The sequence below is a fragment of the Microbacterium sp. 10L49 genome (assembly GCF_056395125.1).
Genome location: NZ_JBFTIW010000004.1, coordinates 805,433 through 828,846, shown reverse-complemented (window position 1 = coordinate 828,846; position 23,414 = coordinate 805,433). Strand labels below are relative to the sequence as shown.

Sequence of the window (23,414 nt, the reverse complement as noted above, 5' to 3'; positions counted from 1 at the left end):
CGCCTCGGTCGTGTCAGACGCTGAAGGGGTTCTGCGCGGCCTGGGCGTCGCGGTGCGCGAGGATCTGCCCCACCTCGACCTGGTCCGCCAGGGTCTCCTGCACCAACGCGACATTCGGGACGTCGCGGATCCGCAGCGGTGCATCCACGCCGTTCGAGAGCAGGATCGTGCCGGCTCCGGCGAGACGCTGCAGGGGTCCGCGCCGCACCGTGATCGTGTATCCGCGGGCGTGGGACATCTCCGTGCTGTTGCGGGATCCGATCCCGTCGCGCACGATCACCCGCCGGGTCGTGATCGTCACGCGGCGTGAGAGCCACACGAGGAACGGTGCCACGACGAGCAGCAGCACCAGCGCACCGGCCGCCGCCCACAGCATCCAATCCTTCGCCCATCCGGCGATCGGCGCCGGCAGATTGCTCGTGAAGTACCCGGTCGCGCCGGCCACCGCGATGAGCAGGAGCGCCGACCAGAGCAGGTGCCGGGCGTGCGGGTGGAAACGCGCGATGAGTCGCTCTTCGGCGGGCACGCCGGGCGGCGGCGTCATCGGCCGCCCGCTCAGACCCATCGGTTGCGTCACGCGTCCATTGTGGCCCGCGACACCGGCATCCGCGCGGCCCGGGGTGGGTGTGTCCCGATGCGGGCCCGATCGATCCCGACCACAGGCGGAAGCGACGTCGTCAGACCACGAGGGCGATCGCCACGCCGTCCCAGCCCTTCACGCCGACCGTCTGCAGCGCCGTCGCATCGAAGCGCGGATCTCGACCGAGCATCTCGAGCCCCTCGCGCGTACCGACCACCTTGGAGTCGGCGGAAGCCGGATCGATGATGTCGCCGTCGCGGCCGATGTTGTCGACCACGATCACCGATCCAGGGCGCCCCAGGCGTGCAGCCCAGTCCAGGTAGATCGTGTTCGACTCCTTATCCGCGTCGATGAAGATCAGGTCGAACGGCTCGTCGTCCTCGAGCTGCGGCAGCACATCGGCGGCTCGCCCGATGCGGATCTCGACGCGCTCCCCCACGCCCGCTGCGTCGATGCTCGCGCGCGCGACCGCCGCGTTGTCCGGCTCCGCCTCGATGGTGACGACGCGTCCGCCGCCGCCCACCGCCTGCGCCATCCAGATCGTGGAGTAGCCGCCGAGCGTGCCGATCTCGAGGACCCGGCGCGCGCCTGCGATCCGCACCAGCAGGTTCAGCAGCTTCCCGCTGACCGGCGCGACCTCGATCGCCGGCATCCCCGCCGCCTGCTGCGCGGTCAGAGCAGCCTCCAGCGCGGGGTCGTGCCCGACCAGGGTCTCGGACAGATAGTCGTCAGCAGCACGCCAGTTCGCGAGGTTCGGTTCAGCCATGCGCCCAGCTTCGCGCCTGAGCAGACCGCGATCAAGACCGATCCGGATCCGATCCGGTCGTCGCGTCCGCGGTCGTCCCCGCGCCCCGCGGGTCGTCGACGGAAGGCCCCGGGAACGGCGCCGGCATCGTCCGCGGCCGGTCCGCGGCGAGCGCGGGCTGCCGGCGGAACTGCCCGCTGAGGATCAGGACGAGGATGACCACGGCGCCGACGATCCAGCCGGAGACGCCGAGGGGCAGGACGAGCGCCGGATCCGGCGCCGATCCCGCAGCGACGAACCAGAGGTACATCGCGGCCGATGCGTTGAAGGCGCCGTGGGCGAACACCGCAGGCCAGATCGACGCGGAACGCAGCCGCAGCCAGCCGAACAGCACTCCCAGCACGACGCAGCCGCCGGTCATCAGCAGCACGCCGCTGACATCGGTACGGCCGAAGTTGTAGCCGAGCAGGATGATCGGCGCGTGCCACACGCCCCAGATCACGCCGCTGACGAGCAGGGACGCCCACGTCCCGAAACGACGCAGTGCCGGAACGAGGAAACCGCGCCAGCCGAGCTCCTCGCCGAACGCGGCGACCGCGTTGATCGTGGCGGCCGCGACCGGGATGCTCGCCGCCTGCGCGGCGATCAGCACGACGGTCGGGGGCAGCGGGGTGCCGGCGGGCACCGCGGACGCCAGCAGGTGGGTGTATCCGGAGAAGCCGACGAGATCCACGCGGAGCCAGCCGCACAGAGTCGCGACGATGGTCGACGCCAGCACCAGCAGCGGCGGCACCAGCAGGCCGACCATCATCATCCAGATGACGCGCTTCGCAGGGCGCAGCGGCCACATACCGAGGAACCGCAGTCGCTTCCCTTTCGGGACCGGCCGCAACACGAGCAGCACGACCACGACAGCGACCGCGGGCATGTACATCATCACCGACATCAGCGGGAGGGCATAGGGCTCTCGCAGCCCGTCCCCCAGCCACAGAGGCAGAACCACGAGCCACGCCAGCCCGCAGGCGAGCACGACGTAGGCCACGATCGCGCCGAGTCCGATGCGCACCGGGACGTCGGCCGAGAGCTCCGCATCCGCGCCGTTCGCCTGGGCCGTGCCATCGAGGCCGGCGCTCATGATCTGCTCCCGCCGTCGGCCGCTCCGCCATCGGGTGGGGTGGACTCGGACGACGCGTCGCGCTCCAGGTAGGCCTGCAGCACGGCGGCGCCGACCGCCGCTCCGTCGACGGTGACGACCAGCGGGCGCTTGCCCCGGCGCTCGACCTCGATCGCGGGCCCCCGGCGCAGCACGATCCCGGTGCGCCCGTCGAGGCCGAGCCGCCAGCCGAAGCCGCCGAACTCGCCGAACGGGTTGCACTCCACAGCCCGCACCGACACCACCTCGTCGAGCGGCACGTGCACACGGGGGAAGCCGATCTGCGACCGCACAGAGAAGCCGTCCGGACCGACGCGCACCCGGAACGACGCGGACGACGCGAAGGCGCCGCCGATGAGGACGAGCGTCAGAATCGGCACCCACATCCGGTCGGTGAACCGGATCGCCATGAACGCGGTGAGACCGACGACGACCACCACGAGCAGTGAAATGAGGATCATCGCCCGGCGAGACAACGACGCGGTGGCGAGCCACACCACCCGCTCGCCCTGGGTGATCGCGGCGACGTGGGCCGGCTGCAGCGGCGCGGCCGGAGCGGGGCGGATGTGCGGCTGCAGCAGCCAGCCGATGCCGATCAGCACGACGAACGCGCCGAATCCGAGCAGCATGAGGCCGCCGAGGTCGTCGGCGTGCTTCGCATCGGCGAGACCGCGCTGCGTGCCGACCGCGCCGAGATTGATCACGGCGCTGAGCCCGGAGATGCCCAGAGCCATGCCCACGAGGAGTCTCGCGCCACCGCCCCAGTGGTCGCGCACGCCGATCACGGTCGTGATCGTGAGCGCCGCGGGCAGCGCGAAGCCGAGCAGGATCGTCAGCCAGACGAAGGTCGCCGGCGGTCCGAAGCCGTCGACGCCCGACGGGCCCCAGTGCGTGGCGGCGGGCGACGGCAACTCAGGCAGCCACACGAGGACCAGGGCCAGCACGACGCCGGAGAGCACGAGCGGCACCACGGCGCCGAGGCAGACCGCGAGCAGGCGCGCCCGGCGCAGGTCGCGCTCCGGGATCGCGGTCACGTCCTGCACGGCAGGAGCGGAACGTGCGTTCATGATGGATCCTCCTCATTCCTGGGCGGCGATCAACGCGGCGAGCGTCGCGGGGCTGATCCCCAGGACTGCACCGCGACGGACGAGCGCCCCGATGTCCTCGGCGAGGTCGGCGAGGGGCGCGGCAGAGGCGGAGAGCACGGCGCCGCGCCCTCGGCGCAGGTCGACGAGCCCCTCGTCCCGCAGCTCCTGGTACGCCCGCAACACGGTGTGCACGTTCACGTCGACCGCCTCGGACAGCTCACGGGCGGCAGGGAGCCGGTCGCCAGGACGCAGGCGTCCGGCGAGCACCTCGGCGCGCACGGACGCCGCGATCTGCGCGAACAGCGGCTGCGCACTGTCGGCATCGATACGGATCAGCATCCGACTCACCTCCTGTGCAGTTATTCTATGTCAACTAGATCAATTGTGGAAGAGATCCAGTCGATTCCCTTCCTGCGGCGCACCCCGGGAAGACTGGCTGCATGCGCGTCACACCCCGCCGTCTGGCCGTCGGCATGAGCCTGTGGATCCCGAACCTGTTCAGCGGCATCAGGGTGCGCGGCTTCAGCGCGGACTGGACGCGGGCGACGGTGGAGCTGCACGTGAACGTCTTCACCCGCAACTATGTGAAGACCGCGTTCGGCGGATCCATGCAGGCGATGACGGATCCGTACTTCTTCATGCTCGTCATGCACCAGCTGGGCCGCGACTACGTGGTCTGGGACACCCGCGGTGAGATCGAGTTCGTCAAGCCAGGCCGCGGCGTGCTCACCGCACGCTTCCACGTGCCGCCGGAGCGCGTCGCCGAGATCCGGACGCGCGCCGCCGGCGGCGCGAAGGTGCTCGAATGGTTCGAGACCGAGATCACCGACCGCGATGGCGACGTCGTGGCGCGCGTGCGCCGCGAGGTCTACGTCCGGGAGAAGAAGCGGGTCACCGCCGCCCGGGTGTGACCCCGCGCAGGCTCGAGGCCCGCTCGACCAGCGTCGGCGCGAGGCGCACGGTGTCCCGTGAGCCCGAGGTGCCCGCGACCAGGCCGAGCGCGAGCTCCAGCGCCGTGCGGCCGCTCTCCTCGAACGGCTGCCGCACGGTGGTCAGGCCGAGCCCCTCGGCCAGCTCGCCGTCGTCGTAGCCGATGACGGGCAGTCTCTCGCTCTCCGGCCGGGAGCGCTGCAGGTCGAGGACGGCGGCCGCGAACCGGTCGTGATTCGCGACGACGGCGGTGGCCCCGGCATCGCGCGCGGCCTGCAGCACCCGCTCGTCGATCTCGGCCGGCCCGTCCACCGCCGCGGGCACCACAGAGACGTGACGCTGCAGCCCCTCGATGCGCAGCATGCCGGCCGACACGTAGGCCGGCGAGCGCTGCGGCTCGTGCACGAACAGCGCCGTGCGATGCCCGAGCCCGACGAGGTGGCGGCCGATCTGCTCGCCTCCGTCCCGGTCGTCGACGAGGACGACGGGGCCGCCGATCTCGCCCTTCGCCGGCACGACGTCCACGTAGACGACCGGGATCCTCGCCGCTCTGCTCGCACGGCGGGCGGCGCCGCCGAGAGGCACGCCCATGACGATGAGCCCCGACGCGTCGGTGCGCGCCGGCAGCACGTCCAGCAGCGGCTCATCGGCCGCGGCCGCCGAATCCAGGTCGTAGGGGATGATGTCCACCGCGACGTCGCGCGCCCGCCGCAGCATCCCCGAGAGCCGGCGCAGGTAGGAGGGGTAGCTCGTGAAGGGGGCGGCGACCGCGATCCGGGATGCGCCGATACGGCGCCCCTGCGTCATCCGGTAGCCGAGCGCGGTGGCGGCCGCGACGATCCGCTCGCGCGTCTCCGGGCGCACCCGGTGCGGCGCGCTCACCGCCAGCGAGACTGTCGAGATGCTCACCCCGGCACGCGCGGCGACGTCGTAGATCGTGACCCTTCCCGGACGTGCGCGCATCGCTCGGATCCCCTCTTCATCGAAGTTCTTCGATTGCTCAGACTAGTCCGCAGCCCGTCGAAGGAGATGACCGATGCCGAGAGGCTCCCGCTACCGCCGTCCGATGCTCGACCGCGCCGTCGCGGCGCATGAGGCGAGGACCGCCGCTCTTCTCGCGCCCGAGCCGAGCGATCCCGCGGGGCGGCGCCGCGTCGCCGGTGAGAACGACACCACGGTCAGCGCGGCCCTGGGGATCTCGCCTCTCGACACCGCCACCTCGGAGCACACCGTGCCCGTCGCCGGCCACCCCGACGTGCGGGTGCGCGTCTACTGGCCCGGGTCCGAACCGGCCCCGCAGGGCGCGGGACTCCCGATCCTCGTGTACTTCTACGGCGGAGGCTTCACGATCGCCGGGATCGACTGGGTCTCGTGGGACGCACGGTTCCGCGAGCGGGCGCGCGACGCGGGGATCATCATCGTCGCCACGGACTACGCCCACGCGCCCGAGCAGCGCTTCCCCACCCAGCCGGAGCAGTGCTGGAGCGCCTGGGAATGGGCCTGGGCGCACGCGGAGGAGCTGGGCGGATCCGCCGACCGGCTCGCCGTAGGCGGCGCGTCCTCCGGAGGCGACCTGGCCGCGGCGGTGACGCTCATGAACCGCGACCGGGCGGCGCACCCGATCGCTCTGCAGCTGCTGGAGAACCCGGCGCTCGACCTCACCATCGGGCACGCCGACGCGCGCGGCGTCAGCGCGGGGATGCCCGGCGTCATCGTGCGCAAGGCCGGCCGGGTGCTGGTGCGTCAGTACGTCGGCGACGACGCGAAGGCGGCCCGAAACCCGTACGCCTCGCCGCTGCTCGCCGACTCCCACGCCGGCCTTCCCCCGGCGCTCATCATCACCTCCGAGCTCGATCCCCTCCGCGGCGACGGCGAGGCGTACGCCAGGGCGCTCTCCGAGGCCGGAGTCGACGTCACCGCCGTGCGGTTCGTCGGCCAGACCCACGGTTCCCTGGGCGCGACCGGATTCGTCCCGGCCGCCGACGTCGCCCACCGCCTGATCGTGACCGAGCTGCGTCGGCTGCGGGCGCACTCATGAGCGCCGCCGACGCGCTCGCGCTCGACGCACCGGTGCGAGCCTGGCTCCGCCGGATCGACGAGATCATTGCCGACCTCGCCGAGCACGGCTCGCCCGACCCCGCCGCGCATCGCCGGGCGGCCAGGATCCTGAGCGATCTGCTGGCCGCCGAGTTCACGGATCCGACTCCCCCGGGAGTGGAGGCGGAGGAACTGCGGCTCACCGGCGTCGCTGGGCCCCTCCGCGCCCGGCGGTTCCGCCCGGCGGGCGCGTCCTGCCCTCTCCCGACCATGCTGTGGCTGCACGGCGGAGGCTGGATCGCGGGCACGATCGACGAGGTCCTCAACGAGAGCACGACCGCGGACCGCGCCCTGCGCTCCGCGGTGCAGATCGTGTCGCTCGAGTACCGCCTCACGCCGGAGCACCCCTTCCCCGCCCCCGTCGACGACGCCGTCGCGGCCCTCGCCGACCTGCGCGCGCGGGCGGGCGAGCTGGGCATCGACCCGGACCGACTCGGCATCGGAGGCAACTCCGCCGGAGCCACGATCGCGGCCTCCGCCGCCCTCCGGGAGAGGGACGCCGGCCGTCGGCTGCACCATCAGGCGCTCGAGGTGCTGCCTGCCACGCTGCGCCCTCTCAGCGGCCTCTCCGCGCGGCGACGTCGGGCCTCAGGCATGGACGGTGCCGAACTCCTCGCCGACCTCTACCGCGCGGGCGCCCCGCTCGCGGAGTGCTCGCCGCTCGACGCTGCCGATCATCGGGACCTCGCTCCGGCGCTCATCCTCGCCGCCGAGTTCGATCCGCTCCGCGACGGCGCCGTCGCCTACGCCCGCGCCCTGCAGGACGCGGACGTCCCGGTGACCCTCCGCATCGGCGCGGGCCACGTGCACGGCTCCCCCGGGCTCACCGCCTGGCAGGGCGCCCGCGACTGGCGCGATGTGTTCGTCGCCGAGCTCGCCGCCGCCTACGCGTCCGAGCCCCCGCCCCCGCACCCGCACCCGCACCCGCACCCGCACCCGACCACCTACCCGAGAGGGAGACGATGATGTCCACCCATGCCGCAGATCCTGTGATCCCCCTGCCGTCCACGCCCGCACCCGGCGACGACGCCGTGCCCGGCGAGCGCCAGACCTGGTGGTTCTGGATCGCGTTCGTCCTCACCTGGCTCGCGACCGGCATCGCCCAGGGCGTGGCCGGCGTCGCCGTGCCGCAGCTCCTCAAGGAGTGGGATCCCGACCAGGCGACGGGCAACCTCAGCATCGTGCTGACCGCAGGCGGCGCGGCGATCCTCGTCACCACCCCGATCTTCGGGCGTCTCAGCGACCGCTCGCTCTCACGCCTCGGCATCCGCCGCCCCTGGATCGCGGCGGGCGTGCTCATCGCCGCGATCGGATACCTCCTGCAGGCGTTCGCCACCTCGCTCCTGCTGCTCGGCGCGGGCGCGGTACTCGTGCTGGTCGGGTGGGGCGCCGTGTCGATGACGATCCACACGCTCTTCGCCGACCAGATCCGCCGCCGCATCCGTGCGATCATGTCCGCCGTGACGGGCGCCGCCACCACCGTGGGCATCTTCGGCGGCGTCGCGCTGGCCGGCACTGTCGCGGGCACGGGACAGATCGGAATCTTCCTCATCCCGGGCGGCATCGCCGTCGTGCTCGCGAGCACCCTCTTCTTCGCCCTGCACGACCTGCACCGCACGGTCCCCGCGGCGCCGCTCGACGGGCGCGGGGTGATCGAGACGTTCTGGCTGAGTCCGCGCCGCTACCCCGACTTCGCGTGGGCCTGGATCTGCCGCTTCTTCATGACCGCCTCCATCGTGTCGGTGACCAGCTACCTCTACCTCACGATCTCCAGCCGCTTCGGCATCGACGACCCGGCGCAGATCGCCGCCGTCCAGACGCAGGCCACGGCGGCGTTCACGATCATGAACCTCGTGCTGGCGTTCGTCTTCGGCGTCATCTCGGACCGCACCGGACGGCGCAAGCCGACCGTCGTGATCGGAGCGCTCACGAGCGCAGTCGGACTCGTCGTCGCCGTCGCGGTGCGCGACGTCGCCTTCTTCCTGATCGGGATCGCGATCGTCGGCGCCGGGCAGGGGGCCTACATCGCCGCCGACGTCGCGCTCATGACCGAGTGCCTGCCCTCGACCGAGGACGCAGGCAAGGACCTCGGCATCGTGGCGCTCGCCTACCTGCTCCCGGGCATCCTGGTGCCGGTGTTCGCCTTCTTCGTGACGCGCATCGGCTCGCCCACGGGTGAGAACTTCGTGGCGCTCTACGCGGGTGCGGTCGTGATGGCGCTGTTCGCGGCCTTCGCCGTCACCCGGGTCAAGGCCGTGCGATGAGGAGGGACGACCGGCTCCCCTGGACGGCGCGCGCCGAGTACCGCCGGCTGCGCGCGGCTCCCGGCATGCCGCCGCGCACCCACGCGGGCGTGCACCGGACCTGCGGCATCGCGGTGCCCGCGGACGACGGCGTCCCGCTGCTCACCGACCACTGGGCGGCCGAGGACGCGGGCCCGCACACGGTGCTCATCCGCACGCCCTACGCCCGGAACGGCGTCGCCGCCGTGGCGCGCTTCCTCGCCGAACGCGGGCATCATGTGGTGGTGCAGAGCTGCCGGGGCACCTTCGGCTCCGGCGGCGACTTCCGGCCTCTGCACGACGAGGCCGCCGACGGGCAGGCGACGCTGCGGTGGCTGCGCGCACAGCCGTGGGCGACGGGTCTCGTGCACTCCTGGGGCGGCAGCTACTTCGGGGTGACGCAGTGGGCGTACTGCGACGGCGCGCTCCGACCCGACGCGATGGGCATCGCGGTGTCGGCCCGGCGCTTCGACGAGGCGATCCTCTACCTCGGTCGCGGCTTCTCGATCGACACGCCGCTCGCGTGGGCGTACGCGCTCGGCCTGCAGGAGCGCCGGCTGCCGGCGCGTCTGTGGAGGCTGCTGCGAGCGCGCAGCGCCCTCGCACGGGGAGCGCGCACGGTGCCGCCGTCCCAGGCCGTGCCCGCGGCGCTGGGCGACAACCCGCAGTTCTTCCGCGACTGGGTCGAGCACAGCGATCCCGGGGATCCCTGGTGGGATCCGCTGCACTTCGCCTCCGATCCCGCGGCGGTGCCTCCCGTCACGCTCATGGCGGGGTGGCAGGACCTCTTCCTCGTCGGCCAGCTGCAGGACCACGCCGCGCTGCAGGGGGCCGGCGTACGGACGCGCCTGATCGTGGGCGACTGGATCCACGGCGCTCCCGAGATCACGGTGATCGGGGTGCGCGAGGCGCTGCAGGCCCTCGAGGGCGAGCCCGAGGCCGCCCCGGTGCGCGTCGAGATAAGCGGGGGCGGCGGCTGGCGGGATCTGGCCGACTGGCCGCCGCCGAGCGCGCCGCATCCGGTGGAGCTGACCGCGGACGGCCGTCTCGTCGCGCTGGGGACCGCCCACGCGGAGGGCGCGCTGACGTCTCGCTACGACCCCGCCGATCCCACGCCCGATGCCGGCGGCCGCACGCTCAATCCGTTCAGCGCCGGGCGCCGCGATCAGCGACGTCGCGAGAGCCGCGAGGACGTGCTGCTGTTCACGGGCGAGCCGCTCCCGGATCCGCTGCTGGTCATGGGCTCGGCGGAGATCGCGCTCACGCTCGCCTCCACGAATCCCCGGGTCGACGTCTTCGTGCGCCTGTGCGAAGTGGACGCGCGGGGGACCTCGCGCACCGTCACCGACGGCTACCTGCGGCTCTCCCCGGAGGCCGCGCCCGGCGAGCCGCGCCGGGTCCGGGTCGCGCTCGCACCGATCGCGCATCGCTTCGTCGCGGGCAGCCGCCTCCGCGTGCAGGTGTCCTGGGGCGCGCACCCCCTGCATCTGCGCAATCCGGGCACGGCGGATCCGGTGCGCGACCACTCGCGCCTGGTGGCCAGCACGCAGACGCTCTTCCTCTGCGCTGCGACGCCCGCGGTGCTCTCGCTGCCGCTTCCGGAGGGCACGGCACCCGCCGTTCACCGCGGCGTGCCACGATGACGGGATGCCGCTCGCCCGCCGACTGACCCTCGCCGACGCCGTCGCGATCGGCCTCGGATCCATGATCGGCGCCGGTGTCTTCACCGTCTGGGGTCCGGCGCTCGGAGCCGCCGGATCCGGCGTGTTCGTCGCGCTGCTGCTGGCCGGGATCGTGGCGTTCTGCAACGCCACCTCGTCCGCGCAGCTCGCGGCCGTGCACCCGGTCTCGGGCGGCACCTACGCGTACGGTCGGGCGGAGCTCGGACCGTGGTGGGGCTTCGTCGCCGGCTGGTGCTTCGTGATCGGCAAGCTCGCGAGCTGCGCCGCCATGGCGATGACTGTCGCCGCGTACGTGGCTCCGGCAGGGTGGCAGAAGCCGGTCGCGGTCGCGGCGGTCACGGCCCTGACCGCCGTCACCTGCGTCGGGGTGACCCGCACCGCTCGCGTCACCCAAGTGCTCGTGGCTGTGACCCTGCTCGGGTTGATCGTGGTGCTGGCCGCCGCGGGGACCGCACTGCCGCACGCCGCGCCCGCGCCCCTCCCGCCTGGCTCCCCCTACGGCGTGCTCCAGGCCGCGGGGCTGCTGTTCTTCGCCTTCGCCGGGTACGCGCGCATCGCGACCATGGGCGAGGAGGTGCGGGACCCGTCGCGCGCCATCCCGCGGGCGATCGGCATCGCACTCGCGTCCGCACTCGTCATCTACGTGCTCATCGGCGGTGCGGTCGTGCTGACGCTCGGCGGCGCAGCCGAGAGCTCATCCGCGCCCCTCGCCGACGTCGTCACCGCTGCCGGCTGGCCCCGCGCGGCGCCCGCCGTGCGGATCGCCGCCGCTACGGCCGCCACCGGCGCGCTGCTCGCCCTTCTCTCCGGGATCGGTCGCACCTCGCTCGCCATGGCTCGGGAACGCGACCTCCCCCGCTCCCTCACCGCCGTGGCTCCGCGGCATCACGTCCCGCGGCGTGCGCAGCTGGCCGCCGGTGCGGTCGTGGTGGCGGTCGTGCTCGTCGCGGACCTGCGCGGAGCGATCGGGTTCTCGTCGTTCGGCGTGCTGCTGTACTACTTCGTCGCGAACGCCGCCGCGCTCCAGCAGGGTGGGGCCGCGCGCCGGTATCCGAAACCGCTGCAGGTGCTCGGAGCGATCGGCTGCGTGGCTCTGGCTGCGTCGCTGCCGGTGTCCTCGGTGATGATCGGAGCGGGCGTGGTCCTCGTGGGCGTCGGCGTGCGGGCGATCAGGCTCGGACGGGACCGGCGTCGGCGCGATACGCCGACGGGGTGAAGCCCAGCACCGCGCGGAAATCGTTGGCGAGATGCGACTGATCCGCGTAGCCGAGCTCGACAGCGACGGTCGCGAGATCCGTGCCGGGATCGGAGCGGATCCGCTCCGCCGCCTCCTGCAGGCGCCGGCGCCGGATCATGGCGGCCGGAGACAGACCCACGTGGCGGTGCGCCATGCGCTGCAGGGTGCGCACCGAGACGGCGAGACGGGCCGCCGCCTGCTCGGGGCTGCGCACGTCGGGATCGGACATGAGCAGCTCCGCCATGGCGTTCGCGTGCCGGGCCGGCGCCGTGACCTCGCCCACGCGCTCACGCAGCCAGGCGCACAGCAGCGCGACAGCCCGCTCCCGATGCCCTTCCCCCGAAGTCATCGCGCCTGCGACCGCCTCCGCCAGCCCCGGTGCCGGGTACGCCTCCGCCCGGTCGAGCAGGGCGGAGGGCGTCTCGGTCAGCGCGGCCGCCGCGGCCGGCCGCAGCAGCGCGCCGACGGCCCACCCCTTGCCGGTCAGCTCCCGGGAGCTGGCTCGGGTCGTCGCGCCCGACAGCACCGTTCCCCCGCTCTCGACGACCAGGTTCAGAGCAGGGAACGACACGAGGTCCTGACGCGACGAACGGCCCGGCTCGATGTCCCACTCGGGGATCCAGCACCACTCCACGAGCTCGGCGGCCTCCGCCGGCGGCGGAAGGCGGTGGAACTGCGGCAGGCGCGCCGGATACAGCACGCCGCGCGTCGGATCGACCATTCCCCGAGCCTAGAAGGCGTCGCGGACATCCGGTGATGGGCCGCGCGGGGCCCCCGGCCGAACGTGGCGCGAATCTCCAAGAACCGTCTCCCGTCGCCCCCTAGCCTCGTGGTCATGAGCGAACACACCCCCACCACAGCGACCACCGGCGTCACCGGCGAATACACGACGAACGGCCGCCCGAACTCGGCCACGTCCCTGACCCCGTTCCTGGCCATCCCCGACTCCCGGTCCGCGATCGAGTTCTACCGCGACATCTTCGGCGCGCGCGTCGTCGACATCACCGAGTTCGGCGGCGTGGTCGCGCACGCCGACCTCGACTTCGGTCTCGGCGTGCTGCAGCTCGGCGATCCCAACCCCGAGTACGGGCTCGTCTCGGCCCCCGCCGGCGACGCCGACTGCTACTCGATGGGCCTCTACGTGCCCGACGTCGACACGGTCGTCGAACGCGCGGTGGCGGCCGGTGCGACGGTTCGCGAGGCGCCGTCCACGTTCGTCTCGGGCGACCGCTACGCGAGCATCCGGGATCCGTTCGGCGTGCGCTGGTCGATCATGACGCGCGTCGAGGACCTCTCCGAGTCCGAGAGCACGGCCCGCGTGGCCGAATGGGCCGCCTCGTTCACCGCACCGGAGAGCTGAGCGCTCCGCCGGCCGCGTTCACCGAGGCCTCCTCGGCCGCCGCCGTCACCGCGGGCAGCAGCGCTTCCGCAGTGCGGCGGTAGCCGAGGGCGCTCGGGTGGAACCGATCCAGGCTGAACATCTCCTCAGGCTCATCGAAGAACATCGGCCCGACCGCGCGCCGCAGATCGACCGCGGTGGCGCCGTGCTCGATGGCGGCCTGGGCCTGCGCCGCGGCCAGTCGCCGTGACATCCGCGAGGCGATCGACCGCAGCGGCTGCGGAACGGCCCGCAGCGCCCCGAGGTCGGGGCAGGTGCCGACCACGACGCTCGCTCCGAGCGCGTGCAACCAGCCGATCGCGTCCTCGAGATGCTGCACCGAGAGGGTGACCGGGATCCGGTGGGTCACGTCGTTGCCGCCGACGACGATCACCGCGACGTGCGGCAGATAGTCCGTCTCGAGCGACGCGAGCTGAGCGTCCAGATCCGGCGACTCGGATCCGACGATCGCGACCGTACGCAGCCGCACCGGCCGACGCGTCCGCCGGGCGACGCCCTTGGCGAGCCGCCCGCCCAGCGTGTCCTTGCGCCGCTCGGCGCCCAGACCGGCCGCAAGCGAGTCGCCGAGCACGAGCAGCTCGATCGGCTCCCCGGACAGGCCCCGCCGCCAGACGCGGTCGGCGTCGATCGCGTCTTCTCCCAGCGGCTTGCCGATGCGACGCCGAGCGATACGCGCCTGTCGCCGCAGCGCCAGCGGCACGGCGACGGCGGATCCGGCGATCGCGAGCCCGGCGGCTCCGAGAAGCCCCACCGGCACGCCTCGGGACCCGGCCCGACGGCGATCAGCAGCGTCCATACGCCGATCAGATCGCATCGACATGAACGGCGCGTGACCGGCCGTGGACGCAGAGGCGACGGGCGCCTCAGGACAGCGGCTTGACCTCGAGCGCGTCGGACGCGTCGCCCGCGCGCACGGCCGCGAACGCCGTGTACCCGTCGGACGCCGCGCGCTCCAGGAGCGCCTTGAGGTTCTTCGTGCGCCGCTCCAGCCGCACCCTGGCGCCGCCCGCGATGAGCGCCGCCTTGTGCGCGACGAGCTCGGCGACGGGTACGTCGGCATCGTGCACGAGCACCACGGCCTGCCCCGCCGTGTCGTCGGCGGACTCCAACAGATCCACGATCCGCTCGAAGCCGATCGAGAAGCCGACGGCCGGCACCTGCTGCCCGAGGAAGCGCCCGATCATGCCGTCGTAGCGGCCGCCACCGCCCAGCGAGTACGACACCGACGGGTGCGCGAGCTCCATGATCGTGCCCGTGTAGTAGCCCATGCCGCGCACCAGGAACGGGTCGAACTGCAGCGGGATCGGATCGATGCCCTCGACGGCGGGGCGGGCGGCGGCAACGGCCTCGCCGAGGCCGACCAGGTGCGCGACGAGGTCGTCCGGAACGCCTTCGGGCAGCGCCTTGCGGATCTGCCGTTCGCCGTAGGGGTTGTACTCGAGGGTCTGCGGGCGATGCAGGAACGCCTCGAACGCGTCCACGGCGGCCACCGTCGCACCGCGCTCGCGCAGCTCCGCGACGATGCCGTCGGTGCCGATCTTGTCGAGCTTGTCGATCGTGATGAGCACTCCCGGACGCTCGTCCTCGGTGAATCCGAACGCATCGAGCATCCAGTCGAGGGCGCGGCGGTCGTTCACGCGCACCATGCCACCCGTGAGCCCGAGGGCGTCGATCGTGTCGAGCGAGGCGACGATGAGCTCGGCCTCGGCACGCGCCGAGTCGTCGCCGATGATGTCGATGTCGCACTGCACGAACTGGCGATAGCGGCCCTTCTGCGGCCGCTCGGCACGCCAGACCGGCCCGATCTGGATCGAGCGGAACACTCCGGGCAGCTGACCGCGGTTGGTCGCGTAGAAGCGCGCGAGCGGAACCGTCAGGTCGTAGCGCAGGCCCAGGTCGCTGAGGGCGGCCGGGTCCTCCGCCGCCGCGCTGATCGCGTCGGCGTCCAGGCCGCGGCGCAGGATGTTGAAGGACAGCTTCTCGTTGTCGCCGCCGATCCCGGCGTGCAGCCGGTCGTACTCCTCCACGACGGGCGTCTCGATCTCGTCGAACCCATGAGCGCGGTAGCGCTCCCGGATGACGGAGAGCACACGCTCACGACGCGCCCTGTCGGCGGGGAGGAAGTCGCGCATCCCGCGCGGAGGATTGACCGTTGCCACGGATCCATTCTTCCAGGTCCCTCAGGCCGGCTCTGATCCCTCCGCGGCGCGCACCTCGTCCTCGAGGATCCTGATGCGCTCGCGCAGGGCGCGCTCGGCATCCCAGCCGTGGGCGCGAGCCGCCACGACGAGAGTCAGCAGCTGCTCGCCGAGTTCGGCCTCGGTGAGCGGAGCGGGCTCCGTGGGGGGCGCGGGGGTCGGGCCGACGATCGCCGGCGGGGCCTCCTCGTGCCCGGACGCGGACGGATCCTCGGAGACCTCGACGTGCGCCTTCGCGGCGCGGCCCAGGATCTTCTGCGCCCGGGCGAGCGCGGGCATTCCGGGAGGGATGCCGTCCAGCACGCTGCGGCGATCATGCTTCTCCGCGGCCTTGGCGGCGTTCCAGTGCACCAGCACCTCCTCCGGCGTGCGGGCGATCGCGTTGCCGAACACGTGCGGGTGGCGCCGGGTCATCTTCTCGGTCAGGGTGCGCGCGACGTCGTCGATGTCGAACGGATCCGCCGGATCCTGCGCCGCGATCGCCGCGTGGAACAGCACCTGCCAGAGCAGGTCGCCGAGCTCTTCGCGGAGTTCCGCGCGGTCCTCGCGCTCGACGGCGTCGATGAGTTCGGCCGATTCCTCCACGAGGTACGGCACGAGTTCGCGATGGGTCATGGCCTGCGACCAGACGCACTTCTCCCGCACCTGCCGCATGACCTCCGCGGCGGCGCGCAGCGGATCCGTCTCGGCAGGGGACTCCCGATCAGCGCTCATCCCCGTACGCCTCCTCGTCCTCATCCTCGTCCGGCTCGTCGTCCTCCGCATCGCCGATCGCACGGTGCACCTTCGCCCGCCACGAGACCAGCACGGCGGCGACCACCAGCGCGATCACCGACCCCAGCAGCACCGCGAGGATCGCCTGGTCCTTCACCGCGGCATCCCCCGCGAAGGCGAGATTCGCCAGCAGCAGCGAGACCGTGAATCCGATGCCGCCCAGTGCTCCGGCCGCGAGCACGTCGGGGAAGCGGATCGCCGGAGGCGCGCCCCGCGGGCGGATCAGCTGCGCGAGGGCGCCGAACGCGCCGATGCCGATCAGCTTGCCGACCGGCAGCGCCACGAGGATCGCGAAGAACGCCGGAGAGAGTTCCTCCAGCGGCACCTGCGGGATGACCACGAACGCCGCCACGAAGGCGAACAGCGGCAGCACCAGCCCGTTGACCCAGGGTTCCAGCGCATGACGGATCGGATCCGCGGCCCGGGGCGCCATCACCAGGCCCAGCATGACGCCCGCGATCGTGGCGTGCACGCCGGAGGCGGCGAACAGCCCCCAGGCGACCACGCCGACGATCGCCATCAGCACGGCCACGACCGGGGTGGCGGACCCGCGCAGGCGACGGCTCAGCACGGCGAACACAATGACCGCGAGCACGCCGAGACCGAGCAGCAGCAGGTTCAGCCCGTGCGCGAACAGCACGGCGATGAACACGATCCCGACGATGTCGTCGAGGATCGCGAGCGCAAGCAGGAAGGCGCGCACCGCCGAGGGCAGACCGCGTCCGAACACGGCGAGCACGCCGAGCGCGAAGGCGATGTCGGTCGCGGTCGGGATCGGCCAGCCGGCCGCGCTCGGATCCGAGCCGGCGATCCACAGGTACAGGGCGATCGGCACCAGGATGCCGCCCGCGGCGGCGATCGCAGGCTGGATCGCCACGCGCACGCTGTTCAGCTCGCCGCGGGTGAGCTCGTACTGGAGCTCGAGCGCGACGACGAAGAAGAAGATCGCGAGCACGCCGTCCGACACCCAGTGCGACACCGAGAGGTCCAGAGCCGTGCCGGGGATCCCGAAGTGCGCGCCGAGCACTCCGGCGATCGCGTCGTGCGTGGGAAGGTTCGCGAGGAGCAGCCCGAGCCCCGCGGTCGCCAGCAGCAGGATCGCGGGGAACTGCGGGGACCTCAGAAGGCGACTGGTGCGGCTCATCCCCTCCACCGTATCGCGCCCCTCCTCAGCGATCCCCCCTTCCCACTTCAAGAGGTCGCCGCGGGACGTCACGCGGTCGTCGCCTGCGCAGCATCGGTTTACGCTCGAATCGTGACCCCCGACACAACCCATACCGAAGCCATCCGCATCGTCGGCCGGTTCGAGGCAGGGCGCGAGCTGCCCGAGGCGATGCGCGCCGATGTGCGCATGCTCGGCGCGCTGCTCGGCCAGGTCCTGCGCGAATCCGGCGGCGACGACCTGTTCGACGACGTCGAGCGCCTGCGTCAGGCCACGATCGAGGCGTACACCGACGAGTCCGCCGAGGCCTTCGACCGCGCGACCCGCATCGCCGAGGAGTTCTCGGTGCAGCGCGCCGACGAGGTCGCCAGGGCCTTCACCGCCTACTTCCACCTCGTGAACCTCGCCGAGGAGCACCAGCGCGTGCGCGTGCTCCGCGATCGCGGCGAGGACCCCACCTCCACCGACACGGTCGCCGGCGCCTTCGCGCAGCTGAGCGGCGAGGTCGGCGAGGACGAGGCCCGCCGCCGGCTGGGTGCGCTGCGATTCCACCCTGTGTTCACAGCGCATCCCACCGAGGCCCGCCGTCGCGCGGTGTCCTCCAGCATCCGGCGCCTCGCCGAGCTGCTGAGCGCGCATGACGCCGCAGCCGAGGGCACCCCCGAGGCGCACCGCGCACACCGGCGCATGCTCGAGGAGGTCGACACCCTCTGGCGCACCGCACCGCTGCGGGCGCAGAAGCCGGCGCCGACCGACGAGGTGCGCACGGTCATGAGCGTCTTCGACGAGACGCTGTTCACCACCGTCCCGCACGTGTACCGCCGCATCGACGACGTGCTGCGCGGCGAGCAGTCCGGATCCTCCGCCCCCATCGTCCCGGCCTTCGTGCGCATCGGCACCTGGGTCGGCGGCGACCGCGACGGCAATCCGTTCGTCACGGCCGCCGTGACCCGCGAGGCCGCCGCGATCGCGGCCGACCACGTGCTGCGTGGACTCGAGCGGGCGATCGAGCGGATCGGCCGCACGCTGACGCTCGATGCCGAGGGCACGCCGCCCTCCGCGGCGGCGACGGCGCTGTGGGATGCGCTGCAGGCCACGCACCCCGATGTCGCGGGCGAAGTCGCCACTCGCTCCCCCTCCGAGCCGCATCGCCGGATCCTGCTGCTGCTCGCGCATCGCGTCGCGGTCACCCGCCGCGGGGATGAGGGCGGCTACGCGGATCCGGAGCAGCTGCTCGCGGATCTGCGCACCGTGCAGTCGTCGCTCGACACGGCCGGCGCACGCCGGCACGCGTTCGGCGGGATGCAGCACCTCATCTGGCAGGTGGAGACGTACGGCTTCCACCTCGCCGAGCTCGAGGTGCGGCAACACTCGCAGGTGCACGCGCGTGCGCTCGCCGAGCTCGACGCTGCCGCGGGCGGATCCGGTTCCCTCAGCGCCGAGACCGAGGAGGTGCTGGCGGTCTTCCGCGCCGTCCGCGAGATCCAGCGCACCTACGGGCCGCGCGCGGCGGGGCGCTATGTCGTCTCGTTCACGCAGTCGGCTCAGGACCTCGCGAACGTGCACCGCCTCGCGCAGTACGCGAGCGCCGACGACGGGCCCGTGCTCGACGTGGTGCCGTTGTTCGAGACTTTCGCCGACCTGCAGGCGGCGCCGGGGATCCTCGCCGAGATCGTCGACCACCCGGCCTTCGCGGCTCGGCTGGCGGCGACCGGCCGGCGCCTGGAGGTCATGCTCGGGTACTCCGACTCCTCCAAGGACGTCGGCCCGGTGGCCGCGAATCTCGCCCTGTACGAGGCGCAGGCAGAGATCGCCGCCTGGGCGCAGCGCGAGAACATCGAGCTCACCCTGTTCCACGGTCGCGGCGGCGCCCTCGGCCGTGGCGGCGGCCCCGCGAACTCCGCGATCCTGGCTCAGCCGCCGCACTCCGTGGACGGCCGATTCAAGCTCACCGAGCAGGGCGAGGTCATCTTCGCGCGGTACGGCGAGCCCGCGATCGCGATGCGCCACATCGACCAGGTGACGGCGGCGACCCTGCTCGCGTCCTCCCCCGGCGTCGAGCAGCGCAACAGCACCGCCGCCGAACGGTTCGCCGGCGTCGCGGCCACCATGGACCGCGCCTCGCGCGATCGGTTCTTCTCGCTCGTGAAGGCGGAGGGCTTCGCCCCGTGGTTCGCCACGGTGACGCCGATGGAGGAGATCGGACTTCTCGCGCTCGGCTCCCGCCCGGCCCGCCGCGGCCTGTCCGTCGAGTCCCTCGAGGACCTCAGGGCGATCCCGTGGGTGTTCGCCTGGACGCAGGCCCGGATCAACCTCGCCGGCTGGTTCGGCCTGGGCACGGCTCTCGAGGCCGTCGGCGACGAGGAACTGCTGCGCACCGCGTACCAGGAGTGGCCACTGCTGCGCACGATGGTCGACAACGTCGCGATGAGCCTCGCCAAGACGGATCCGCGCATCGCCCGCCGCTACCTCGGTCTCGGCGATCGCGACGACCTGGCCGCGCTCGTGCTCGAGGAGATGGAGCTCACCCGCTCCTGGGTCATCCGCCTCACCGGCGGCGAGCGCCTGCTGGAGAACAAGCCGATCCTGCAGCGAGCGGTCGCGATGCGCAGCCCCTATGTGGACGCGCTCTCGCTCCTTCAGCTGCGGGCGCTGCGTGGCCTCCGCGACGCCGACGAGCAGGCCCCCGCACCGGATCCGGACCTGCAGCGCCTGCTGCTGCTGTCGGTCAGCGGAGTCGCCGCGGGTCTGCAGAACACCGGCTGATCCGGGCTTCTCACGCGGGGTTCACGCCGCCCAGGCTGGGTTGCGGAGCGGGTTAGAGTGAGGAATCTGCCGCATCCGGCTGTCTGCGCACGACACGATCACCCGCGCTCCTCTCCGCATCCCCGTCTGAAAGCATCCCGAGTGACCGACACCATCAGCGACCCCGCACGCACCGACTTCCATCCCCTCTCCCCGCTCGCCCAGCCCGTGTTCGAGGACGTCCTCGCCCTGAACCCGAACGAACCCGAATTCCACCAGGCCCTGCACGAGGTGCTGCACTCCATCGGACCTGTGCTCGAGCGTCACCCCGAGTACGTCGACGCCGGGGTGCTCGAGCGTCTCGTCGAGCCGGAGCGCCAGGTGATCTTCCGGGTGCCGTGGGTCGACGACCACGGCAAGGTGCAGGTGAACCGCGGATACCGCGTGCAGTACTCCTCCGTGCTGGGTCCGTACAAGGGCGGCCTGCGCTTCCACCCGTCGGTGAACCTCTCGATCATCAAATTCCTCGGCTTCGAGCAGATCTTCAAGAACGCGCTCACCGGTCAGGGCATCGGCGGCGGCAAGGGCGGCTCGAACTTCGACCCGCACGGTCGCAGCGATGCCGAGATCATGCGGTTCTGCCAGTCCTTCATGAACGAGCTGTACCGTCACCTCGGCGAGCACACCGACGTCCCCGCCGGAGACATCGGCGTGGGCGGCCGCGAGATCGGCTACCTGTTCGGCCAGTACCGCAAGATCACCAACCGGCACGAGTCCGGCATGTTCACCGGCAAGGGCATCGGCTGGGGCGGAGCGCAGGTGCGCACCGAGGCGACCGGCTACGGCGCGGTCTTCTTCGCGCAGGAGATGCTGGCCGTGCACGGCGAGTCCCTCGAGGGCAGGCGCGTCGGCATCTCCGGATCCGGCAATGTCGCGATCTACGCGATCCAGAAGGCCGCGCAGCTGGGGGCCGTCGCCGTGACCGCGTCCGACTCCTCCGGATACGTCGTCGACGATGCCGGCATCGATGTGGACCTTCTCCGCCAGATCAAGGAAATCGAGCGCGGACGCATCGTCGAGTACGCCAGGCGCCGCCCCGGGGCCCGCTTCATCGAGGGCGGTTCCGTGTGGGAGGTGCCGGTGGACATCGCCGTGCCCTCCGCCACGCAGAACGAGCTGGACGGCACAGGCGCAGCGGCCCTGATCGCGAACGGCGTGCGCGCCGTCTCCGAGGGTGCCAACATGCCGTCGACGCCCGAGGCCGTCGCGGCCTTCCAGGACGCGGGCGTGCTGTTCGCCCCCGGCAAGGCCGCGAATGCCGGCGGCGTCGCGACGTCCGCTCTGGAGATGAGCCAGAACGCGGCCCGTCAGCGCTGGGGCTTCGACGACAGCGAGCAGAAGCTGCGCGACATCATGGCCGACATCCACCGCGCCGCGTTCGACGCCGCCGAGCGCTACGGCGTGCCGGGTGACTACGTCGCCGGTGCCAACATCGTCGGCTTCGAGCGGGTCGCGAACGCGATGCTCGCGCAGGGCGTCATCTGAACCTCGCTCCGCGTCTCGGCGCGGTCAGCGCTCTGCGGACTCCGCGCGGCCGAGTTCATCGGCGAACTGCGGGCGCTGGGCGCTGCCGCCGGCTGCGGAACGGCTCGCCGCCCAGGATCCCAGCGTCCGCAGCGCGTCGGAGGTCCTCTCGTCGGCGGCCATGTAGGTCACGAGCATGAGCGCAGGTTCGTCGGGAAGGGTGAGCGTCTCGTAGTCGAGTGAGAGGCGCCCGATCTCCGGGTGGTCGACGAGCTTGTGACCGTGGGTCTTCACGACCACCTCCTGCCGCGCCCAGGCACGCACGAAGTCGTCGCTGCCGATGGTGAGTTCGCCGATCAGGGCGGCGATCTCGGGGGCGTCCGGGAGCAGCCCCGCCATGCGGCGCAGATGAGCCGCCGTCTCGCGGGCGACCTTCTCCCACTCCGGGTAGTACGCCGGTGCGGTCGGATCCAGGAAGACGTGACGGGCCATGTTCCGCGGACCGTCGGGGAGCGCGATGAGGGCGTCGCCGAGCAGGTTCGTGGCCAGCACGTCCATGGCCGGCCCCAGCACGAACGCCGGGACCTGAGGCATCGCATCGAGCAGTGCGCGCACCCCGGGACGCGCACCGGGAGCGGCCAGGGGCCGGGGCGCCTGAGCCTGCGTGCCCGGTCGCGCAAGCACTCGGAGATGATCGCGCTCGACATCGTCCAGACTCAGCACGCGCGCGATCGCGTCGAGCACCTGGTCCGACGCCGCCCGCGCCCTGCCCTGCTCCAGACGCACGTAGTAGTCGGGACTGATCCCCGACAGCAGCGCGACCTCCTCGCGGCGCAGACCCGGCACCCGCCGCTGACCGCCGGCGGGCAGGCCGCGCTCCTCAGGGGCGATGCGCTCCCGCTTCGCACGGAGGAACTCTCCGATCTCGGATGTCATGGTCCCAGTATCGCCGCCGCGCACCGCGCGAGGGTGGCCCTGTCAGACCCAGGTTCATCGGGACGTTCCCACCCTGGTGCAGCCCGCGCAGGCTGGTTCCCATGAACACCGAATCCTCTCTCCCCCTTTCCGGACGCACCGCCCTCGTCACCGGTGCCGGCAGCGGCATGGGTGCGGCGGTCGCCGCGCACCTCGCCGCCCTCGGCGCCTCCGTCGCCGCCCTCGGTCGCCGGGAGGATCGCCTCGCGGCCGTCGCCGCAGCCTCCGCCGACTCCGACGCGGCAGGGCGGATCCTCGTGGTTCCCGCCGACATCACCTCCGAGTCCGAGGTCGCCGCCACCATCGCGCAGATCCACCGCGAACTCGGCTCCGTCGACCTCCTCGTCAATGCCGCCGGCGTGATGCTGCCGAACCCCCTCGCGGACGGTCGTGCAGACGAATGGGACCGCATGATCGACACGAACCTCACCGGCCTGCTCCGCGTCACCCGCGCCGTGCTGCCCGACCTTCTGGACGGAACCGGGCCGCGCGACATCGTCAACATCTCCTCGATCGCCGCGCACGTGGTGTTCCCGGACTACGCCGTCTACGCCGCGACGAAGGCCGCCGTCACCGCTCTGTCCGCCATGCAGCGCACCGAGGTGGCCCGGCACGGCGTGCGGGTCACCAACGTCGAACCGGGCCTCACCTCCACCGAGCTGGGCACGCACATCGAGAACGAGCGCCTGGGCGCCGAGCTCGCCGCCATGTTCGACGCGATCGAGGCGATCTCGGCCGACGACGTCGCCGACCTGGTCGACTTCGTCGTGACTCGCCCCGCGCACGTGAACCTGCGCCAGGTCGTCGTCCTGCCGACCCAGCAGGCTTGATCCGGTCCGTCCG

At 72.3% G+C, this 23,414-nt stretch carries 22 protein-coding genes; 10 read left to right on the top strand and 12 right to left on the bottom strand.

Features of this window, described 5'->3' with window-relative positions; translation table 11 throughout:
* Positions 1 to 13: 13 nt before the first annotated feature.
* From AC1DCT_RS16795 to AC1DCT_RS16775, 5 genes are all read right to left on the bottom strand, one after another.
* Positions 14 to 544 (bottom strand): PH domain-containing protein, encoded by a 531-nt coding sequence (locus AC1DCT_RS16795; RefSeq protein ID WP_440732453.1) that lies wholly within the window; start codon positions 542 to 544, stop codon positions 14 to 16.
* Positions 545 to 677: 133 nt separating this feature from the next.
* Complete coding sequence (locus AC1DCT_RS16790) at positions 678 to 1,346, bottom strand: O-methyltransferase (protein ID WP_477430401.1); 669 nt, start codon at positions 1,344 to 1,346, stop codon at positions 678 to 680.
* 31 nt (positions 1,347 to 1,377) lie between these two features.
* Entirely contained in the window at positions 1,378 to 2,460 is a 1,083-nt protein-coding gene (locus AC1DCT_RS16785; RefSeq protein ID WP_477430400.1) for a lysostaphin resistance A-like protein, read from the bottom strand.
* Positions 2,457 to 3,545 (bottom strand): DUF1648 domain-containing protein, encoded by a 1,089-nt coding sequence (locus AC1DCT_RS16780; protein ID WP_477430399.1) that lies wholly within the window; start codon positions 3,543 to 3,545, stop codon positions 2,457 to 2,459. The genes AC1DCT_RS16785 and AC1DCT_RS16780 overlap by 4 nt, the downstream gene beginning before the upstream one ends.
* A gap of 12 nt (positions 3,546 to 3,557) precedes the next feature.
* The gene (locus AC1DCT_RS16775) at positions 3,558 to 3,905 is read right to left on the bottom strand and encodes a GntR family transcriptional regulator (protein ID WP_440732350.1); all 348 of its coding nucleotides are present in this window, start codon (positions 3,903 to 3,905) and stop codon (positions 3,558 to 3,560) included.
* A 101-nt stretch (positions 3,906 to 4,006) separates the two neighbouring features.
* Here AC1DCT_RS16775 and AC1DCT_RS16770 point away from each other — a divergent pair, with 101 nt between their 5' ends.
* Complete coding sequence (locus tag AC1DCT_RS16770) at positions 4,007 to 4,477, top strand: DUF4442 domain-containing protein (protein ID WP_477430398.1); 471 nt, start codon at positions 4,007 to 4,009, stop codon at positions 4,475 to 4,477.
* On the opposite strand, the gene AC1DCT_RS16765 is transcribed toward AC1DCT_RS16770, so the two are convergent.
* Positions 4,458 to 5,459, bottom strand: a complete 1,002-nt coding sequence (locus AC1DCT_RS16765) for a LacI family DNA-binding transcriptional regulator (protein WP_477430397.1) — start codon at positions 5,457 to 5,459, stop codon at positions 4,458 to 4,460. The two genes, AC1DCT_RS16770 and AC1DCT_RS16765, sit on opposite strands and share 20 nt — an antisense overlap.
* 73 nt (positions 5,460 to 5,532) lie before the next feature.
* Here AC1DCT_RS16765 and AC1DCT_RS16760 point away from each other — a divergent pair, with 73 nt between their 5' ends.
* Genes AC1DCT_RS16760 through AC1DCT_RS16740 form a run of 5 tightly spaced genes read left to right on the top strand, consistent with a single transcriptional unit; the run spans position 5,533 to position 11,773 of the window.
* On the top strand, positions 5,533 to 6,534 hold the full coding sequence (locus tag AC1DCT_RS16760) for an alpha/beta hydrolase (protein ID WP_477430396.1): 1,002 nt from the start codon (positions 5,533 to 5,535) through the stop codon (positions 6,532 to 6,534).
* Positions 6,531 to 7,559 (top strand): alpha/beta hydrolase fold domain-containing protein, encoded by a 1,029-nt coding sequence (locus AC1DCT_RS16755; RefSeq protein WP_477430395.1) that lies wholly within the window; start codon positions 6,531 to 6,533, stop codon positions 7,557 to 7,559. Before AC1DCT_RS16760 ends, AC1DCT_RS16755 begins: the two co-directional genes overlap by 4 nt.
* Positions 7,559 to 8,857 carry an MFS transporter gene (locus AC1DCT_RS16750; RefSeq protein WP_477430394.1) on the top strand — a complete coding sequence of 433 codons (1,299 nt, stop codon included), beginning with the start codon at positions 7,559 to 7,561 and terminating at the stop codon, positions 8,855 to 8,857. The genes AC1DCT_RS16755 and AC1DCT_RS16750 overlap by 1 nt, the downstream gene beginning before the upstream one ends.
* The gene (locus AC1DCT_RS16745; RefSeq protein ID WP_477430393.1) at positions 8,854 to 10,518 is read left to right on the top strand and encodes a CocE/NonD family hydrolase; all 1,665 of its coding nucleotides are present in this window, start codon (positions 8,854 to 8,856) and stop codon (positions 10,516 to 10,518) included. Before AC1DCT_RS16750 ends, AC1DCT_RS16745 begins: the two co-directional genes overlap by 4 nt.
* A 4-nt stretch (positions 10,519 to 10,522) precedes the next feature.
* Entirely contained in the window at positions 10,523 to 11,773 is a 1,251-nt protein-coding gene (locus AC1DCT_RS16740) for an APC family permease (protein ID WP_477430392.1), read from the top strand.
* Here the strand turns inward: AC1DCT_RS16740 and AC1DCT_RS16735 are convergent.
* Positions 11,727 to 12,515 (bottom strand): helix-turn-helix domain-containing protein, encoded by a 789-nt coding sequence (locus tag AC1DCT_RS16735; RefSeq protein WP_477430391.1) that lies wholly within the window; start codon positions 12,513 to 12,515, stop codon positions 11,727 to 11,729. The genes AC1DCT_RS16740 and AC1DCT_RS16735 overlap by 47 nt on opposite strands.
* A gap of 114 nt (positions 12,516 to 12,629) precedes the next feature.
* Between AC1DCT_RS16735 and AC1DCT_RS16730 the strand changes: the two genes are divergently transcribed.
* Complete coding sequence (locus AC1DCT_RS16730; RefSeq protein ID WP_477230817.1) at positions 12,630 to 13,154, top strand: VOC family protein; 525 nt, start codon at positions 12,630 to 12,632, stop codon at positions 13,152 to 13,154.
* On the opposite strand, the gene AC1DCT_RS16725 is transcribed toward AC1DCT_RS16730, so the two are convergent.
* The 4 genes from AC1DCT_RS16725 to AC1DCT_RS16710 form a co-directional block, all read right to left on the bottom strand.
* Positions 13,135 to 13,989: an SGNH/GDSL hydrolase family protein gene (locus AC1DCT_RS16725; RefSeq protein ID WP_440732360.1), complete on the bottom strand. Its 855-nt coding sequence runs from the start codon at positions 13,987 to 13,989 to the stop codon at positions 13,135 to 13,137. The genes AC1DCT_RS16730 and AC1DCT_RS16725 overlap by 20 nt on opposite strands.
* A gap of 67 nt (positions 13,990 to 14,056) precedes the next feature.
* Positions 14,057 to 15,325 (bottom strand): histidine--tRNA ligase, encoded by a 1,269-nt coding sequence (locus AC1DCT_RS16720; RefSeq protein WP_477430515.1) that lies wholly within the window; start codon positions 15,323 to 15,325, stop codon positions 14,057 to 14,059.
* 48 nt (positions 15,326 to 15,373) lie between these two features.
* Positions 15,374 to 16,105, bottom strand: a complete 732-nt coding sequence (locus AC1DCT_RS16715; RefSeq protein WP_477384176.1) for a nucleoside triphosphate pyrophosphohydrolase — start codon at positions 16,103 to 16,105, stop codon at positions 15,374 to 15,376.
* Positions 16,095 to 17,309: a Na+/H+ antiporter NhaA gene (locus AC1DCT_RS16710; protein WP_477430390.1), complete on the bottom strand. Its 1,215-nt coding sequence runs from the start codon at positions 17,307 to 17,309 to the stop codon at positions 16,095 to 16,097. The genes AC1DCT_RS16715 and AC1DCT_RS16710 overlap by 11 nt, the downstream gene beginning before the upstream one ends.
* Positions 17,310 to 17,498: 189 nt before the next feature.
* Here AC1DCT_RS16710 and AC1DCT_RS16705 point away from each other — a divergent pair, with 189 nt between their 5' ends.
* Both AC1DCT_RS16705 and gdhA read left to right on the top strand, forming a co-directional pair.
* Positions 17,499 to 20,093, top strand: a complete 2,595-nt coding sequence (locus AC1DCT_RS16705; RefSeq protein WP_477430514.1) for a phosphoenolpyruvate carboxylase — start codon at positions 17,499 to 17,501, stop codon at positions 20,091 to 20,093.
* A 207-nt stretch (positions 20,094 to 20,300) separates the two neighbouring features.
* On the top strand, positions 20,301 to 21,617 hold the full coding sequence (gdhA, locus tag AC1DCT_RS16700) for an NADP-specific glutamate dehydrogenase (protein ID WP_477430513.1): 1,317 nt from the start codon (positions 20,301 to 20,303) through the stop codon (positions 21,615 to 21,617).
* A gap of 24 nt (positions 21,618 to 21,641) precedes the next feature.
* Here the strand turns inward: gdhA and AC1DCT_RS16695 are convergent, their stop codons facing one another.
* Positions 21,642 to 22,532, bottom strand: a complete 891-nt coding sequence (locus AC1DCT_RS16695) for a helix-turn-helix transcriptional regulator (protein ID WP_440732363.1) — start codon at positions 22,530 to 22,532, stop codon at positions 21,642 to 21,644.
* Positions 22,533 to 22,633: 101 nt separating this feature from the next.
* On the opposite strand from AC1DCT_RS16695, the gene AC1DCT_RS16690 reads away from it, so the two are divergent.
* On the top strand, positions 22,634 to 23,401 hold the full coding sequence (locus tag AC1DCT_RS16690; RefSeq protein WP_477430389.1) for an SDR family oxidoreductase: 768 nt from the start codon (positions 22,634 to 22,636) through the stop codon (positions 23,399 to 23,401).
* Positions 23,402 to 23,414: the final 13 nt, after the last annotated feature.

Coding starts and splice junctions, on each gene's coding strand:
- AC1DCT_RS16795 (WP_440732453.1), bottom strand. CDS start 544: ATGACGCCGCCGCCCGGCGTGCCCGCCGAAGAGCGACTCATCGCGCGT.
- AC1DCT_RS16790 (WP_477430401.1), bottom strand. CDS start 1,346: ATGGCTGAACCGAACCTCGCGAACTGGCGTGCTGCTGACGACTATCTG.
- AC1DCT_RS16785 (WP_477430400.1), bottom strand. CDS start 2,460: ATGAGCGCCGGCCTCGATGGCACGGCCCAGGCGAACGGCGCGGATGCG.
- AC1DCT_RS16780 (WP_477430399.1), bottom strand. CDS start 3,545: ATGAACGCACGTTCCGCTCCTGCCGTGCAGGACGTGACCGCGATCCCG.
- AC1DCT_RS16775 (WP_440732350.1), bottom strand. CDS start 3,905: ATGCTGATCCGTATCGATGCCGACAGTGCGCAGCCGCTGTTCGCGCAG.
- AC1DCT_RS16770 (WP_477430398.1), top strand. CDS start 4,007: ATGCGCGTCACACCCCGCCGTCTGGCCGTCGGCATGAGCCTGTGGATC.
- AC1DCT_RS16765 (WP_477430397.1), bottom strand. CDS start 5,459: ATGCGCGCACGTCCGGGAAGGGTCACGATCTACGACGTCGCCGCGCGT.
- AC1DCT_RS16760 (WP_477430396.1), top strand. CDS start 5,533: ATGCCGAGAGGCTCCCGCTACCGCCGTCCGATGCTCGACCGCGCCGTC.
- AC1DCT_RS16755 (WP_477430395.1), top strand. CDS start 6,531: ATGAGCGCCGCCGACGCGCTCGCGCTCGACGCACCGGTGCGAGCCTGG.
- AC1DCT_RS16750 (WP_477430394.1), top strand. CDS start 7,559: ATGTCCACCCATGCCGCAGATCCTGTGATCCCCCTGCCGTCCACGCCC.
- AC1DCT_RS16745 (WP_477430393.1), top strand. CDS start 8,854: ATGAGGAGGGACGACCGGCTCCCCTGGACGGCGCGCGCCGAGTACCGC.
- AC1DCT_RS16740 (WP_477430392.1), top strand. CDS start 10,523: ATGCCGCTCGCCCGCCGACTGACCCTCGCCGACGCCGTCGCGATCGGC.
- AC1DCT_RS16735 (WP_477430391.1), bottom strand. CDS start 12,515: ATGGTCGATCCGACGCGCGGCGTGCTGTATCCGGCGCGCCTGCCGCAG.
- AC1DCT_RS16730 (WP_477230817.1), top strand. CDS start 12,630: ATGAGCGAACACACCCCCACCACAGCGACCACCGGCGTCACCGGCGAA.
- AC1DCT_RS16725 (WP_440732360.1), bottom strand. CDS start 13,989: ATGGACGCTGCTGATCGCCGTCGGGCCGGGTCCCGAGGCGTGCCGGTG.
- AC1DCT_RS16720 (WP_477430515.1), bottom strand. CDS start 15,325: ATGCGCGACTTCCTCCCCGCCGACAGGGCGCGTCGTGAGCGTGTGCTC.
- AC1DCT_RS16715 (WP_477384176.1), bottom strand. CDS start 16,105: ATGAGCGCTGATCGGGAGTCCCCTGCCGAGACGGATCCGCTGCGCGCC.
- AC1DCT_RS16710 (WP_477430390.1), bottom strand. CDS start 17,309: ATGAGCCGCACCAGTCGCCTTCTGAGGTCCCCGCAGTTCCCCGCGATC.
- AC1DCT_RS16705 (WP_477430514.1), top strand. CDS start 17,499: ATGCGCGCCGATGTGCGCATGCTCGGCGCGCTGCTCGGCCAGGTCCTG.
- AC1DCT_RS16695 (WP_440732363.1), bottom strand. CDS start 22,532: ATGACATCCGAGATCGGAGAGTTCCTCCGTGCGAAGCGGGAGCGCATC.
- AC1DCT_RS16690 (WP_477430389.1), top strand. CDS start 22,634: ATGAACACCGAATCCTCTCTCCCCCTTTCCGGACGCACCGCCCTCGTC.